General features: G+C 37.7%; 13 protein-coding genes and 2 pseudogenes. 4 read left to right on the top strand and 11 right to left on the bottom strand.

Annotated elements, in window-relative coordinates; genetic code table 11:
* Positions 1-117: 117 nt before the first annotated feature.
* Entirely contained in the window at positions 118-1,206 is a 1,089-nt protein-coding gene (locus QNM18_RS16120; protein WP_284137783.1) for a helix-turn-helix domain-containing protein, read from the top strand.
* 103 nt (positions 1,207-1,309) lie between these two features.
* Here QNM18_RS16120 and QNM18_RS16115 read toward each other — a convergent pair whose 3' ends face one another.
* Both QNM18_RS16115 and QNM18_RS16110 read right to left on the bottom strand, forming a co-directional pair.
* Positions 1,310-2,620: a cysteine hydrolase family protein gene (locus QNM18_RS16115; RefSeq protein ID WP_211008738.1), complete on the bottom strand. Its 1,311-nt coding sequence runs from the start codon at positions 2,618-2,620 to the stop codon at positions 1,310-1,312.
* A 741-nt stretch (positions 2,621-3,361) separates the two neighbouring features.
* Positions 3,362-4,237, bottom strand: a complete 876-nt coding sequence (locus QNM18_RS16110; RefSeq protein WP_284137782.1) for a LysR family transcriptional regulator — start codon at positions 4,235-4,237, stop codon at positions 3,362-3,364.
* A 92-nt stretch (positions 4,238-4,329) separates the two neighbouring features.
* Here QNM18_RS16110 and QNM18_RS16105 point away from each other — a divergent pair, with 92 nt between their 5' ends.
* Together QNM18_RS16105 and QNM18_RS16100 are read left to right on the top strand one after the other, a co-directional pair.
* Entirely contained in the window at positions 4,330-4,959 is a 630-nt protein-coding gene (locus tag QNM18_RS16105) for a hypothetical protein (RefSeq protein WP_284137781.1), read from the top strand.
* A 9-nt stretch (positions 4,960-4,968) separates the two neighbouring features.
* Positions 4,969-5,598, top strand: a complete 630-nt coding sequence (locus QNM18_RS16100; protein ID WP_284137780.1) for a LysE family translocator — start codon at positions 4,969-4,971, stop codon at positions 5,596-5,598.
* Positions 5,599-5,841: 243 nt separating this feature from the next.
* Here QNM18_RS16100 and QNM18_RS16095 read toward each other — a convergent pair whose 3' ends face one another.
* The gene (locus tag QNM18_RS16095; RefSeq protein WP_211008734.1) at positions 5,842-6,168 is read right to left on the bottom strand and encodes a hypothetical protein; all 327 of its coding nucleotides are present in this window, start codon (positions 6,166-6,168) and stop codon (positions 5,842-5,844) included.
* 573 nt (positions 6,169-6,741) lie between these two features.
* Between QNM18_RS16095 and QNM18_RS16090 the strand changes: the two genes are divergently transcribed.
* Positions 6,742-7,056, top strand: a complete 315-nt coding sequence (locus QNM18_RS16090) for a DUF6172 family protein (RefSeq protein WP_284137779.1) — start codon at positions 6,742-6,744, stop codon at positions 7,054-7,056.
* Between the two features lie 745 nt (positions 7,057-7,801).
* Here QNM18_RS16090 and QNM18_RS16085 read toward each other — a convergent pair.
* The 8 genes and pseudogenes from QNM18_RS16085 to QNM18_RS16050 form a co-directional block, all read right to left on the bottom strand.
* Entirely contained in the window at positions 7,802-8,140 is a 339-nt protein-coding gene (locus QNM18_RS16085; protein WP_284137778.1) for a hypothetical protein, read from the bottom strand.
* A 171-nt stretch (positions 8,141-8,311) separates the two neighbouring features.
* Positions 8,312-8,446 (bottom strand): annotated as a pseudogene (locus tag QNM18_RS16080) (transposase); the annotation flags it as partial.
* A 686-nt stretch (positions 8,447-9,132) separates the two neighbouring features.
* Positions 9,133-9,565 (bottom strand): annotated as a pseudogene (locus QNM18_RS16075) (transposase); the annotation flags it as partial.
* Between the two features lie 549 nt (positions 9,566-10,114).
* Positions 10,115-10,378, bottom strand: coding sequence for a hypothetical protein (locus QNM18_RS16070; RefSeq protein WP_284137777.1), 264 nt, complete (start codon positions 10,376-10,378; stop codon positions 10,115-10,117).
* 417 nt (positions 10,379-10,795) lie between these two features.
* Entirely contained in the window at positions 10,796-11,116 is a 321-nt protein-coding gene (locus QNM18_RS16065; protein ID WP_211008730.1) for a hypothetical protein, read from the bottom strand.
* Between the two features lie 48 nt (positions 11,117-11,164).
* Positions 11,165-12,451, bottom strand: a complete 1,287-nt coding sequence (locus QNM18_RS16060; protein ID WP_284137776.1) for a cytochrome P450 — start codon at positions 12,449-12,451, stop codon at positions 11,165-11,167.
* Positions 12,452-12,488: 37 nt separating this feature from the next.
* Positions 12,489-13,238, bottom strand: a complete 750-nt coding sequence (locus tag QNM18_RS16055; RefSeq protein WP_284137775.1) for an SAM-dependent methyltransferase — start codon at positions 13,236-13,238, stop codon at positions 12,489-12,491.
* 223 nt (positions 13,239-13,461) lie between these two features.
* Positions 13,462-13,983, bottom strand: a complete 522-nt coding sequence (locus tag QNM18_RS16050) for a glycine-rich domain-containing protein (RefSeq protein WP_284137774.1) — start codon at positions 13,981-13,983, stop codon at positions 13,462-13,464.
* Between the last annotated feature and the right edge of the window lie 354 nt (positions 13,984-14,337).

Genomic DNA, 14,337 nt, shown 5'->3' with positions numbered 1-14,337 from the left:
AAGTAATAAAAGGAACAGAGTTTGGTCGACCCTATCGAAATTATTCTCACTATGATAATTGTTGGGCAAGTTTGTATCAGTGTGCCTATTCTTTTATCAAGAGTGGTGAAGTGTGCGATGAATTTGCCATTGGCGTTGTTTTTAATCGCCAGTGCTGTTTTGGCGTTAAATTCAACGATATCTTCTGTTTTACCTGATTACTATGCTTTGTACACAGCCTTTGCTTTTCCAGTGCTATTTTTACTTTCCCCATCACTATGGTTTTATGTTGAAGGACTTACAGCTGATTCACCTTGGCAATTGCATCATAAGCAGCTTGGCCACTATGTGCTATTAGCGCCAGCCTTACTGATCTCCGTGATGATTATATTTTTACCCAAAGACATTCATAATGCCATTTTCATCCTTGATGAAGAGGTAAATGATCCCTTTGTTAGCACATTACTTCTGGGAATTTTGATCATGATGATACTTTGGCTGATCCAATGTGCTTATACACTATTAAAGATTGTACGCAGATTGAATCAATATCGTAAAAAGTTAAAAGACATTTATTCCAATCATGATAAAAAAGAACTCAACTGGATGAATTGGCTACTTTTTATTTCAGTAAGCGTGTGGCTATCTTCTTTAGTGACAGTATTTTCCTCAAGCTTATTTGACCATGCCTTATTCAATAGTAATACGGAGATGAGCCTGTCTGTTCTATTAATCTGGTGCATAACCCACTTTGGCCTGCAACAAAAGCCTGCGTTCACTGATCTAGACGATGGAGATATCCAAGACATGAGCAAAGAACACGACAACCCTTCCAATGATACGCACTCCCCCACTAAAAAATATCAGCGCTCCGCTTTAGGTCAAACACAATCAGCCCGGATTGCAATAAAAATAAACTCAGCAATGGAGCAAGACAAACTCTATTTAGACTCAAACCTATCCTTACAAAAACTGTCAAAGCACCTTAATATTTCGCCAAACTATATATCACAAACGCTGAATGAAACGTTATCCGTGAGCTTTTTCGATTTTGTTAATCAATGGCGTATTGAGGCTGCCAAACCTAAAATATTGGCCAATAATAGTACCGTGCTCGATATTGCATTGGAGGTGGGGTTTAACGCACGTTCATCCTTTTATAAAGCATTTAAACAAACAACAGGACAAACCCCCAGTGAATTTCGAAAGGGCCACGCAAATAGTTAAGCTTTGAGCAGAACTCAACTGGCTTATTTGAGAACAGACGTCCGTTGAACTCTGCGACCTAATAAGGGCTACTCTTATCAGCCCTATATAAAGCTTAGAAAATTTAGCGTAGACGCGGATATACTTCAGGAATAACGACCTCATTTAGCGATATCATTTGATAGTAAGCCGCTATTTCTTCTTCAGTAAAGTCTCCAAGTTGTATTTCGACAAACATTTCATAGCCATGAGACTTTTGCGTACTGGGCACAGCTCCAAGCTGATAAATGTAATCCAAATAATGGACAGGGTCCACATCAGAGCCCAACAATGCGTCCTCCAGAATGATTGGAGTGATACCCGCTTCAATTAATTTATAAACAGCGTCATACAAGCCAAATTGAGAAACTACGCCAGATATAACAGCTTGAGTCTTACCTGCAGCTTTAATATCAGCAACCACTGGATCAATTTTTTTGTAGCTGACCACATTAGCATTTTTACGATATTTGGATGTATAGGGCTTTCCTTTTTCATTAACATGAAAGTTCGGCATATAGCTAAATAAAAACTCCTGCTCTAAGCCTAAAAATGTAAGTCTCGGCTCTGTCGCTAATTTGTTGTCATGCTCAGCCATCGCGAGGCTAGTGTCATCCATATTAAAATTAATCATCGCGGTTTTATGACGATCGCTTTGGTGAAGCTCATCACGTTCACCCACTGCGTAGCGTGGGCTATAGACCAATTTGTCCTTAGACTCCATTGATTCAATAATTTCACTGGCCGTTGCCAATTTTACGCCCGCTTGTTGTAAACGCTTAAAAGTGGGTCGCTCATAGATTTCGGTTGAAAACGTTGCGTCACTTGCTAAATAGACATCGAAGCCCATTTTCTTGAGCCCTAAAACGGTTTGCATAACACACACATCGGTTTCTGCACCTGCGACTACCACTCGGGAAATACCTGCATCAGACCAAGCTTCCATGGCGGCATGAATGTCAGATTCTAGTGTTGAGTTAAACGTTTGTTTGAAGAAGCTTTGTGTATTTTCATCAAGTGCTTGAGCAATACGCGTTATATAAGCCGAATAATCTAAACCTTGATCGGTGTTGGAGGCTTCGTAAGTAATGGTTGTTGGCATATTTAAATCATTGGCTTTTTGTGCCAGTTGTGCAATTCGGTCGATGCTAGCGTGCAATTGCGGGTCTACATTTTGCGCTGGTATTTGATACTCAGGGTAAAAAACTTTAACCCAGAATATATCGCTGTCCATCACATATTCTTCCTGAGCATCAATAATCAGTAAGCCCGTATTTTGGGCACTCAGATAAACCTGCTCACTCTTTTTGGTTTCTGAAGCAAATTGCAATCTGTCATCGATGTTACAAGCCGACAGTCCAAACGCCAACGAAAGTACTAATAAAGACTTTTTCATAAATCACCTGTTTAATTATCCTTGTTTCAAAGCAAATGAATTGACTGGTTATTTTTTAACCAAAGCGATATTTAAACGTTTTATTAACAAAGTCAATTGAGGATAAATCAAGCATCATACTTGCATCTATTCCTGGCTAATTTAAAAGTGATATATGGGAGTAGTCTGGGGATAATTGTCTGGGACAGGCACATAGTCTTAGTTCCTATAAGAAAAACCGCAAAACTCTTTTAGTGGTGTGGCTTACAATTGATGGCAACATCAACGAAGCTTATTAAACTGAACAGAGACAAAAATGCGCCTGTCCCATATTGTCGCTCCATTAACCTTGAGCAAATACCCGCTTGGAGCCGTATTGCTCTGAAGGTTGTTTAACACGCTCTATTGTGGATACACCAATGTGACGTCCTCAGCGCATACATATCTCCACAACCCTTAACATGAGGCATGTTAAAATAAAGTGCTCTGCCATATCGAGAGTAATTATGGGAAAGCCAAAAAGTGACTGTCCCAAACTAATTTCAACTGGCTTTATAAAACTGGGCAGGACAAAAATGTGCCTGTCCCACGCCAAGACCACTAAATTAAGACTAAAAAGTCCAAGTAGTAGGCCTCAATGATCAACCTAGGTGGCAAAAAAGTTGTTGAAACGCTATCAGGAATGGAAAGGTATCGCAGAAGATGCATTGGCTAATATAGAGAGCAGGAGCAAAAAGCGCAGCCTTTAACTATTTTTATCTATCAGTCAGTACGTAAGTCTTGTAACAATTGACTTAACCATCTGGGTGCAGATTTATGGCTGAGTATATAGACATGCTCAGTGTACTCTAAATTTTCAGAGCATTTTGGTAATTCAAATAACTGCCATTCTCTCACGATGTAATCAGGTAAATATGCCAACGCCAACCCACTTTTAACTAGTTGGCCAAGTACGGCATAATCATTAACCACCCACTTTATATTTCTAGCAATATTTGGTGCCAGCCAACCATCACATCCAACACCTCTTTGCTCTCCGCAAAACGGTGAAGTATCAGGCGCTGCAAAAGAGTAATTGACGAGTTGTTTTAAGCTGGTGCTTGTTTGTTTGCGCAAAGGGTGACTCTGCCCCATTGCAATCTGCATCGTTAGTTTACCTAGCTCTGTTAATTGAATGTCATTTGGCAGATTTTTTACAACTTCACCGGTTACTATTGCTAAGTCCACTTCACCTGCGAGCAGTTTATGTAATGCATTTGATTCATATTGTGTGTCAAAAGTCAGTGTAATGTGCTTATTCGTGTTGGATTGACGTGCTAAAACACTTGCCCACTTGAATTGTAAAATGCTAGGAGCAGCAACAACACAGTTAATCGCTTTACTTCCCTGTTTTAACTGTGCTTTGGTATCTTCAGCTAAATTTGTCAAAGCTACAGCTCTAGGTTGCAACATCGCACCATGTTCATTTAAACGCAATGACTTTCCTACTCGGTCAAACAATTTTACTTGTAGAGAGCTTTCTAATCGTTTTAATGATTTTGATAATGCACTGGGTGATGTATCAAGGAGCTGAGCCGCTTTTTGCAAACTTTGTTGCTGCGCGATAACTAAAAATTTGTGTAAATCTGCTATTTCCATTTTGGAATCTAAAGCCACATTTTAGAAACGATTTAGAATCTAAAATAACATATTCTAGACTAACTCCACACTTTTTAATTTAATAGTTTGCTATGAAAAACACTTTTATTTTTTTACTACTTATCTGCTGTGGCTCTATTCGTGCACATGATCACTCAATAGGCTTACACGGCATGGTTCTATTTGCAATTAATGACCGTATATACGCATCCCACCTCCCGATGCCACAAGGAAAACATGCCGTACAGTTCATTTTTGAAACGCAGCTGCCAAGTCAATACAAAGCGCAACTAATTCCTTTTTTAAAAGCGCATGAGCTCATAACCGTCCGACCTGAAACCTTCTCTTTAAACAAGCTAAGAGCTGGTCAACTTACAAAGTTTTCAGGAGATATCTTTATCGGTCACTTTGAACGCTCTGGCAAAATTAAGCACACAGATATCACATTTAAAGTTCAAAACACGATATTAAATAAGGACATAAACTCGTCTCAACGCAATGGGCAATTTTATACGCTAGGGCTGGGCAACAACACCTGTTTGCTCGTACACAAGATTGGGAGATCACCAAGTTTTGACCAAATAGCAACGGCCAATTGTGACTATCGTGCAGGGAAAATTGCTGAACTAAACAGCTCAATGAACGGACCAGTTAAAAGATTCGAATTGACTGATATTAAAAATACTAACACCCTTTACTTAGAAACCAATGACTTTAAATAAGGACTCACCATGCCCTCACTAGAAATACTCGCGGCCTTTTCTGTCGTTTGCTTTTTACTGAGTATTACTCCAGGCCCCTCAATTTTGTACATAATAGCACGTAGTGTTAGTCAAGGACCAAGCGCAGGTGTATCAGCAGCAAGCGGGATGGCCTTAGGATCTTTTGTATATGTTATTGCGACAGTATTAGGGTTAGCAGCCATTTTTAAATACTCCCCTATTGCTTACACAGGGTTAAAAATTGTTGGGGCTGTGTACTTGGTATATTTGGGCTGGCAGTATTTTAAACCTGCTGAACAATTGACTGGTACTCCCTCACTGAGCAACGCAAATAACTTTACCATCATGAAACAAAGCTTTGTGGTGGAGCTCACAAACCCAAAAACAGCACTGTTCTTTTTAGCCTTCTTACCTCAGTTTGTAAATAACGAAGCAGCACAAGTATCAACACAGCTATTTGTACTCGGGGCAATATATACCTTAATCACCCTATGCTGTGATATTTCGATTGCATTGCTCTCTGGTAAACTTGGGAGTTGGCTTAATAAAAACAATAACCAAAGTCATTGGCAAGACAGGTTAGCAGGCTGTGTAATGTTTATTTTAGCCGGGGTAATAGGCTATGAGACAGTTAAATAAACGCATTAGAAACGGTTGGTCGTTACATGTATTGAAAGCAAACTTAATCAGTTTAATAAAAAAATCAGTCCGTTCTATTTAGCTAATTAGATTATTTCAACACATGAATAACAGTTATAGCATTTTATATAACTCGGAATTTGCAAAAATGGCAGCATACATCAACCAAACCGTATTGCTTTATTTGAAAAATAAAAAGCCGCAAAATAGCGGCTTTTTATATAATTATATTTTATTCGAGAATTATTGAGAGTTCGCGATAATACTCGACACTTTGCTATTGGAACCATATTGCCAACCTGCTGGGTTTTCAGAAACAGCATGACCATGAACATAAATCTGGTCACCTGTTGCTTTAGCAGTTAGAACTATCGACAACATTGCAGCAGCATAATCACCTTCAGGTTTAAACCAAAAGCCTCGACAAACAGAAGAATCAGAGTTGCAAACAGCAAACTTTACAATTCCACCCTCTATTGAATACTTTTTAACTTGACCAGTATAGCCTACCGAAGCGCTCGAAAAAAATGGAATTAAAAGCAAACACAATGCTACTATTCTTAACATCATTAAGTCCCTATAAATAATAGAAAATAAAAAATGCATTGTACAATTAAACCCAACAATAAACAAGTACCCAAGAACAAAACAAAAGAAAATATTTAGAAAAAAATTACAACTTTCCCTGAGAGTAAAGTTATTCAACTAAAATGAAAGCCATTAAAGGTTTATATTTCGCTTTCCTTCCGAGCACAAAGTACTCACCTTACGCTTCAAGGTATACAGTTATTTTCTTAACACATACAAAGCTAGCTTTTCTTCTCTGTGCCGCCATCATAAAAAGCAACCCAAAACTCACCTCCTATTAACGTTCAAACAAGTTATTAAACTTTATCTAAATTAATATGAGTGCCTTTACCCCTCTATTCCCGAAGAGATGCCAGTGCAAGTCAACCTATGCAACGACTATCGGGCCAGCCCAAAAACAAATTTTAAAATGGGTTAATAGTTAATGCCAGTCTGCTAAACTTACAGTACAATGGCCTTGCTAGCCTCTCCTTAAGAAGAGATTAGCAGTCAAAAGTTCTCCCTTTACTCGTCAAGCTGAATGCAGACCAGAGTATTTCTTGTTTAAAGGCAATTATGAAAAAAACATTTGAATTAACTCACCCCAAAATCAAACTAGCAAGGCGTGTAGACGCAGTTAAATATGAAATAAAAAAGTACCTTAAACGGGAGCGCAACAAAACTTTGCCTGAAGGTGCAGATTTTTGGGACTTTGATTGTAAATTTGGTAATACTGAGGCAGAGGCTGAAGCCGTTCATGTATCTCAAATCAATAAACTCATTGATCAAACCCAACAAGAAAACCTAACTTCATTCTATGTTGAAATCCTGGCGAGAGCCGCCCACAGGCAAGCTAAACCGCAATCAGATGACGCCGATTTGAGCGACTAACTACGAAAAAGTGGGTCGGCAACGCTGACCCGGCTTTACCTACGCTCAACCTATTTTATTTCCAAAGTTTCCCAACATTAAGCTGAGCAAAGCGCTTAATTTTAGTGTAATTTTCACTTTTATAGGTCAGTAATGTCGGTAGTCCAATGTTGATCCAATTGATAATCACGCGGGTAAAGTTGCATATTAATATTTAATTTCTCGCAATAGACATTAATATCAAGGTACATGTCCTTCTATTTGTAGATCAGCCAACCATCGATTGTTGCTCTTTGATCTGGCAAATTTTGACAATTCCAAAATAACCCTTTGCTTCTAAGTACAAGCTTGGGGCACTTTTTCATTTTACAAAAGATGAAACACTCCAATAAGCATCATAAGACACCATTAAAAACCTTATTTAGGTTTATTAATAACACTCTTAAAATAAATAGAATGAGTTTATACCATATTTTCTTAGGTTGATACTTCAACACTTATAATGGTGGCTTTTTGCACAGCCTTTATAGGTAGTCTGCTGGTGTCGCCTGGGAGGCCTTAATCTATATATGTGCTCACTATTTACTAATGGTGATGGCTCTCACCGAGATTAGAAATACACTGAATATAACGACAGCACTTGGTTTTTCCTGAATGCGTTAAAATTTATTAACTCCTTTCGACACGTTGATTTTTGATTGGCACAGTAGTCGACCGACATTGGTAAAATTAAGTTGTTTTACGTTACCTATTCGTTTCACTCTATTTATAAATAGGTAACGCATGGCTTATACGAATAATTACTTAATCTAACCATTAGAGAAGGTGTACTTGTATCGTAGTTAGTGCAGTTATAACCATCAGGAAAGCGCAGAGTAACAGGTTTATCTTGTGCATGAGCATACATCAAAACCGACAATTTCATCTCGGTAGCGGGGTGATCATGATTTCCTACCAAGTGCCAATTTGCTCCCTCTAAATTAACCAACACCTTAGTATTCTCAACCTGAACATTAATAACTTTACGGGGTTGACAGTCAACTGCCGCAAACGAATTAATAGAAAACAATGCCATAAAAGAAATTAAAAAACCTTTGAATTTCATTTCACCTCCTAATTAAACAAAATTAACACTCTTATTACCCCTCACATTACAACATATAAAACACAAAAACAACACAATTAAATCACATACATAATAACTTAAATTGTTTTTTTAAAAAATATATTAAAATAAAGTATATGGACACAATATTTATGTCATCTATAAACTTTAATATTTAGAACGCCACTTATAAAATGCACTTTGACCAACGCCATGTTTACGACATATTTCCGTTACAGGCACTCCAGATTCAGCTTCTTTGATCATGCCCACGATATGTGTTTCAGTGAACTTACTTTTCCGCATCTTAAATTTTCCTTCTTATATTGAAAGAAATTCTACTTATGAACTGTTTCAGTTTATTACAAGATAGATGCGACCATCTAGGTCAAATAGACGTGACCAAAAAATCGGCGAAACGCGACCAGAAACAGAAAAGCCCCAGCAAATGCTGGGGCTTAGGATTGGGTGTCATCTATATTACTATCTTACATAAATAGAATGCCCATATACATCATGTTAATTTATTAACAATCATTTATAATTCTCTAGACATGCTCTGTATATCGAAGCTATTATCAAAATTGAAGACAAAGCAAAAATAGCTTCTACTCCCCAACCAAAGTCAGTTCTCTCATAGCTTGTTGAGTGAATGCCCAGAGTGCTTACACCTAATATAAACATCCTGCTATGAAAAAGTTGCCTTAATACCTTTAAAACCACTTTGATACCTCATTACTGTTCTACTCATTACAACTCCGCTTGAGTTCACAAAAGATTGTAACACTAACCATGACACCCATTTATATTTATACCATAACCATACTTCAGTGAGTGTTAAAACAGAAACACTCGAATCCACAACCCCATATTTACTTTTTTACGTAGGAAATTTTCTCGAATTTATGCTTGTGGCAGGATTTCAGGCATGAGTAGCCTAGTAACTTTTAATTGGTTATGGTTAAAGTGGGTGTTTTAATTCGTATTACAAGCTAAGCAAGCAGTTCACTACACTTAGCCAAGTTGGCTCGTCGCTTTAATTTTAAGTGTTCACAGTATTTCTGTTTTGCATCTGGCCTGCCCACCGAGCCTTTAAACACTTTGGTAAATTGGGTGGTGAGTTTTAACCAATTCTCTGGGTGGATATTGAGCCTGGCTAAAATGGGTTGAGAATCCTTAATAAATCCGCGTTTGTCTTCTCGAATACACCGACCTGTTAAATCTACAAGCTCCAAATAATATTTAAATTCAAACGGTAGGCCTTTGGGCATGTGCTTTCGTGGGTTTCCTGCAAAACGCATTAGTGATTTGGGCTGCTTACCCACCTTGGCTGTTTCAACACGCTTTTTAATACTGGTGTGGTCTGGACTCTTCAGGGGTTTCTGCCATGTTTGCTCTGACTGGGTTTAAATCAACATATGCTAAGTACGTTAACTTTTTCTCCGCGCAACCATTAGCAATAGGTTAACAACAAAAAGAAAAAAACCCAACGCTCCTATAAAAAACTGGAACCCCGGTTTTTCAAAAAAATACTCTGCAATAGAAAAGCTCGCAAATAGAGCAAAAAACTGTAAGGGGTATAGATAATTAAAGCGTTTTCTTTTCCATAATATTTTAATAAAAAAATGTGTACTAGTTAAAACTATAGCGATCAAAACCATAAAAAATTCGTACATATTAATTCCCATCACTCAATCTAGCTATATTCTCTAAGCTTTGTTTTATCGAGTACAAATCATTAACCATTAACGGCGCACTCATTGTTCCATATATTGACACAGATTCTAATGAATTAGCAGGTGAATGGTAATAAATAGGCGTGACCAAAAAATCGACGAAACGCGACCAAACATGAAAACACCCCAGCAAGTGTGCTGGGGCTTTAGATTAGGGTTCTTTTAAAATCATTTATTCCATGTTTATTTTCCTCAAATTGAACCCGGAAAGTAAAGCCTAAAAATTTCCTGCTGAAAATCAATTGCATACGACAATTAATTCACCATTCCCTTCTTTCAACATATAAACCCCTTCGTATGGACAATTAGGTATCTCACTTAAATACTTCGGGACTAATTCTTCTATAGCATCAACGTTTTTTCCATTTTCTTTAAAATAGACTTTCATCGCACTATTGACTATTTCAATATCATAATTAAATTTATCTTCTTTCAGCGTCTCTTTGGAGTCATTTACTAAAAACTTTGCAGTAAATAATGCTAAGAAAAATAGAATAGTCATTATAATCTTCAACTCATCTATCTCCTTTAAACTCGTAAACGGGTTTTGAGTAATCTTTCAGGTTTGGTAAATAACACTAAAAATGACACCCATATATATTTATACCATAACCATACTTTGGTGAGTTTCAAAACAGAAACAAACGGTTCAGCAACCCCACATTTACTTTTTTACGCAGGAAATTTTCTCGAATTTACGCTTCTGGCAGGATTTCAGACATGGCTATCCACGTAACTTCAAAAAAGCTACGTTGAAGTTGAAGTGTTATTGCATATAAAGTCTAGGCTAGTAATTCACTACACTGAGCAAGTTGGCTCGTCGCTTTAATTTTAAGTGTTCACAGTATTTTTGTTTTGCACTTGGCCTGCCTGCAAAGAACTTGTGTCTGTCCCATTTGGTTTCTTTTAATTTGCATTGTTATGTGGCTAGCTCAAAGTCATAACTGGTAACTAACTTATCAAGGAAAGTGCTTATCCCATTACTCGAATCACTGACAATATCTATATCACCAGTATCAGCACAGTATTGCAGTGTTACCTCAGTGTCACCGTAATTATAAACTTCAGTAAACTCTGTAAACGGTAATAATTTGGAACTGGTTTTATGCGATGCAATCTCGTTAGCAACACTTTTCAGACTCTCAAATGCCACCCAGCCATCGTAATCATTATTTTTATCTTCAATGATTACAGCTAGCAACCGACCATCTGTTTCGTACTTCCGAATGTTGATTTTCAAAATAGTCACAAAAATAAATAGGACAGACTCTTTTCTTTATTCCGTTGGCTAAGCTCTTTTTTTCAATAAAAGTGACTGCTTGTCACCCAATACTGAATCGAACATACGTATGGCTTCGGCTTGATGCGAGCCACACAGTTTAGCATCAAAATGTTTTAGCCAATACATTGCCGTGCTCGCCATCATATGATTTGCAAAGGCACTGCCTGGACACTTTGAGTTTCCTACACCATATACAAATAGCGACGGGCGCTTGTTACTTTTTGTATGACCAAAGGCCTTGCAAAAACGTGATGGGTCAAATTTGTTTGGATCACTAAAAGTCTTCTCGTCTTGGTGGTGTATTTGCGAAATAAAACCCAACCAATGTCCCTTAGGCACGACAAATTTTTTTCCATCAGTTCCTTGAATCTTGATATTAGATTCTACCAACCTGTAAATGGGTTTATTTCCACGCAATCTAAGCACTTCTTTGATAAGGGGCAACATATCAAAACTGGGGTTCGCTCTAATTTCATTAACATAGGAGGGGTGCTGGACAAGTGTTCGATAAAACGATTGCATCGAAGGCAATATATTCGACAGCGAACCCCATAAAAAATATAGCAATACCTTTGCCTTGTCCTCTTGATTTATCATTGGGCTGCTAAACAACCCTATATTTAACGATTGTATAAGTGGAGTTTGCGCTTCAGCAAGGACTTGTTCAAACAGTAAAAGCAGCTTTTCTTTGGCGCAGCTTGCGTCATTTGCAGCTTGCTTACAATCAGAAACGGTCGGTGACAAACTTTCACTAAAGCTAAAATATTCAGCAATAGCTTGGTCGCTCGCTAAAGGTTTACCAAAAAGTGAATATAGGCTTGCCTTTATCATGGTTTTAAGTTGCAGTTCGGCCAACTCAACTTCACAATAATTATGTGTATTTAAATAGCGCTCAGCAAATTTCTGACATTCAAAATTGAGTCTTTCATCATAACGTGCTTTTGTGATTGCTAACTTTTGCCCTTTTAGTGCGAGTACAAAGTCTCGATTCATTTGTGCAATTTGTTGCTCATCGCAAAATACATTGTCAATTTCAAATTGACTCCTTACCTCCACAAGCTCAGGGTTAATATTCATCTTATTTTTTGCCACGACGTCACTGAACAGATCTGGTTCCTGAACTAATGTGATTTTCGGCCCACCAAAAATAGACAATGTGAATATGTTTCCAAACTGAGCCACGCACGATTTAATATAATCAACCAAATTTAGGCCATTCATTTGGCTTACGTCGGTCAATGCAACATGCACTGGTTGCTCAAAACTATTTTGATTTTGTTCAAGTAGATTCACAGCTAACTCCATTACTTATATCAAGTTTTTTGGAGCACTAAGCAACAAAGCTTTTTTCAGCTACAACAAAAATTTGTGCCGAAGCATTGGTTAAAGCTGAGCCTGCCCAGTCGCCGTGCCATTCCAAAGGTACTAAGCCACACATTTCGAGCATGTGAGTTAGTTCAGAGGCATTATAGAGACGCACCTTAAACTCATAGCTATATTCTTCGCCTTTTATATTAAGCACACGATTGGTTGTTAATATTTTACTTTGTGGATCGTATTGCGTATCCAAGCCTTTAAATTGACGCGCAATACCATTTTCACTGCCCTTTACTGCCGCTGACTCACCGTTGAGAACATTTAACAACAGACGTCCACCGGGCTTAAGTGCGGATGACATTTCTTGCATCACCTGCAAGTTAGTTTTATCGTCAAAGTAGCCAAACGAACTAAAAACGTTAAATATTCTGTCGTACTTTTCTTTAAACCTGAGATCACGCATATCTCCTTGCATAAAATTGACAGAAAGACCGGCTTCTTTTGCAAACTGTTGGGCTCGTTCAATAAATAAAGCATTGTAGTCTAATGCATCAATTTCAAACCCTTGCTCAGCCAATAACTTTGCATGACGCCCAGTACCACAGGGAATATCAAGTATTTTCATACCCTTTTCTAATGCAAGAAAGCTCTGAATTTGCTTCGCTTGTTGCTGGTTTAGCATTAGGTCAAAAGAGGCACTTTCTAAATGGCCTGTAATTAAGGGATTAAAAGCACGCTCGTAATCAAAAAGAAATTCAGACAAATTCTACTACCTCTTACAATTATCATTGCAACCAGCAATAGGCTGTACCAATGTGGCACAGCCTCATTCAATTTATTTGTTTTTTGGGCCAACACCAGGCTTTCTATCAACAAGACAAATAACGCATCCACAGAATCTTGCGCCCTTGTTACGCTCTAGGTTTTTGTTTACAAGTGAATTGATGATTTTTGATTTATTCATGATCTCTCCAAAAAATGGTTGATTAGTATTTTCTAAGGTTTTTAATGTTTTGCTCAGAGTAGGTTTCTGGATATTCTTGATACCACTTGAGCAAAGTGTTTTCGCCCAAAGCATCATAAACGTACGAGTATTGAGCCTCTAACTCAGCCTTACGCTCGCTTAAAAATACACTTTGGGCGTTATCATAGTCACTTTTCATTTGCTCTTTTTCGCGTAATGTTGTCGGACTATGATGTAAAAACTCACCAAAAAATTGAAGACAAAAAGCCTCATAATCTCGAGTAAACAGAATAAAGGTGTGCCACATTTCATCGATGATTAAAATTTCCTTATGCACATAGATTTCTGGGCCTGACTCATTTGAAGCTTGGTGCATTAACCACAGTAACTTTTTCATCTCTTCGAAAATGGCAGCGGACTCATCTCTGGACACATCGAACGATTCAGTAAATTTGTCAATAACATTGTCATTTTGATATGACATTACGTTTGAATATCGTTGTCGCTTCTCGATCGATTGAGGGAGGTTGTATAGATTATCCATGTTGTTCTGTTGTATATCCTTTCGTCTTTACGGGACTACTCTATCATTCAAGGAGCGCGGTCACAACTGGAAAAAAATGACAGTTGTGAGAAGTAATTAGGCAAAGGCTGGCTTAATAGGTATTTGAGCACTCATGTACAAAAACAGCGCAGAAAAAATAGGACAGGCACTTTTCTTTCTTTTCTTTTTTAAAGTTAGAATTAAATTGTAGAAATGTATTTCCAGCCTAAGGGTTTCTGAGCCGCGGGATTAAAATCCGCCTTATGGTAGAAATAAATATAATTTAGGAATATATTCATTTTATTAAACAAGAAGAGTCTAGATTGATAAGCAAGGATAAAATTACTTTTTACT

Source organism: Pseudoalteromonas obscura, assembly GCF_030135505.1.
Taxonomy (GTDB): domain Bacteria; phylum Pseudomonadota; class Gammaproteobacteria; order Enterobacterales; family Alteromonadaceae; genus Pseudoalteromonas; species Pseudoalteromonas obscura.
Note: the sequence above shows the minus strand (reverse complement) of the source record. Positions and strands in the feature narration are given on the sequence as shown.

What these genes read in the sequence shown, in the direction of transcription:
- QNM18_RS16095 (WP_211008734.1), bottom strand. Translation starts at nt 6,168, where the DNA reads ATGATGTTAAGAATAGTAGCATTGTGTTTGCTTTTAATTCCATTTTTT.
- QNM18_RS16070 (WP_284137777.1), bottom strand. Translation starts at nt 10,378, where the DNA reads ATGACTATTCTATTTTTCTTAGCATTATTTACTGCAAAGTTTTTAGTA.
- QNM18_RS16050 (WP_284137774.1), bottom strand. Translation starts at nt 13,983, where the DNA reads ATGGATAATCTATACAACCTCCCTCAATCGATCGAGAAGCGACAACGA.
- QNM18_RS16115 (WP_211008738.1), bottom strand. Translation starts at nt 2,620, where the DNA reads ATGAAAAAGTCTTTATTAGTACTTTCGTTGGCGTTTGGACTGTCGGCT.
- QNM18_RS16105 (WP_284137781.1), top strand. Translation starts at nt 4,330, where the DNA reads ATGAAAAACACTTTTATTTTTTTACTACTTATCTGCTGTGGCTCTATT.
- QNM18_RS16085 (WP_284137778.1), bottom strand. Translation starts at nt 8,140, where the DNA reads ATGAAATTCAAAGGTTTTTTAATTTCTTTTATGGCATTGTTTTCTATT.
- QNM18_RS16100 (WP_284137780.1), top strand. Translation starts at nt 4,969, where the DNA reads ATGCCCTCACTAGAAATACTCGCGGCCTTTTCTGTCGTTTGCTTTTTA.
- QNM18_RS16120 (WP_284137783.1), top strand. Translation starts at nt 118, where the DNA reads ATGAATTTGCCATTGGCGTTGTTTTTAATCGCCAGTGCTGTTTTGGCG.
- QNM18_RS16110 (WP_284137782.1), bottom strand. Translation starts at nt 4,237, where the DNA reads ATGGAAATAGCAGATTTACACAAATTTTTAGTTATCGCGCAGCAACAA.
- QNM18_RS16090 (WP_284137779.1), top strand. Translation starts at nt 6,742, where the DNA reads ATGAAAAAAACATTTGAATTAACTCACCCCAAAATCAAACTAGCAAGG.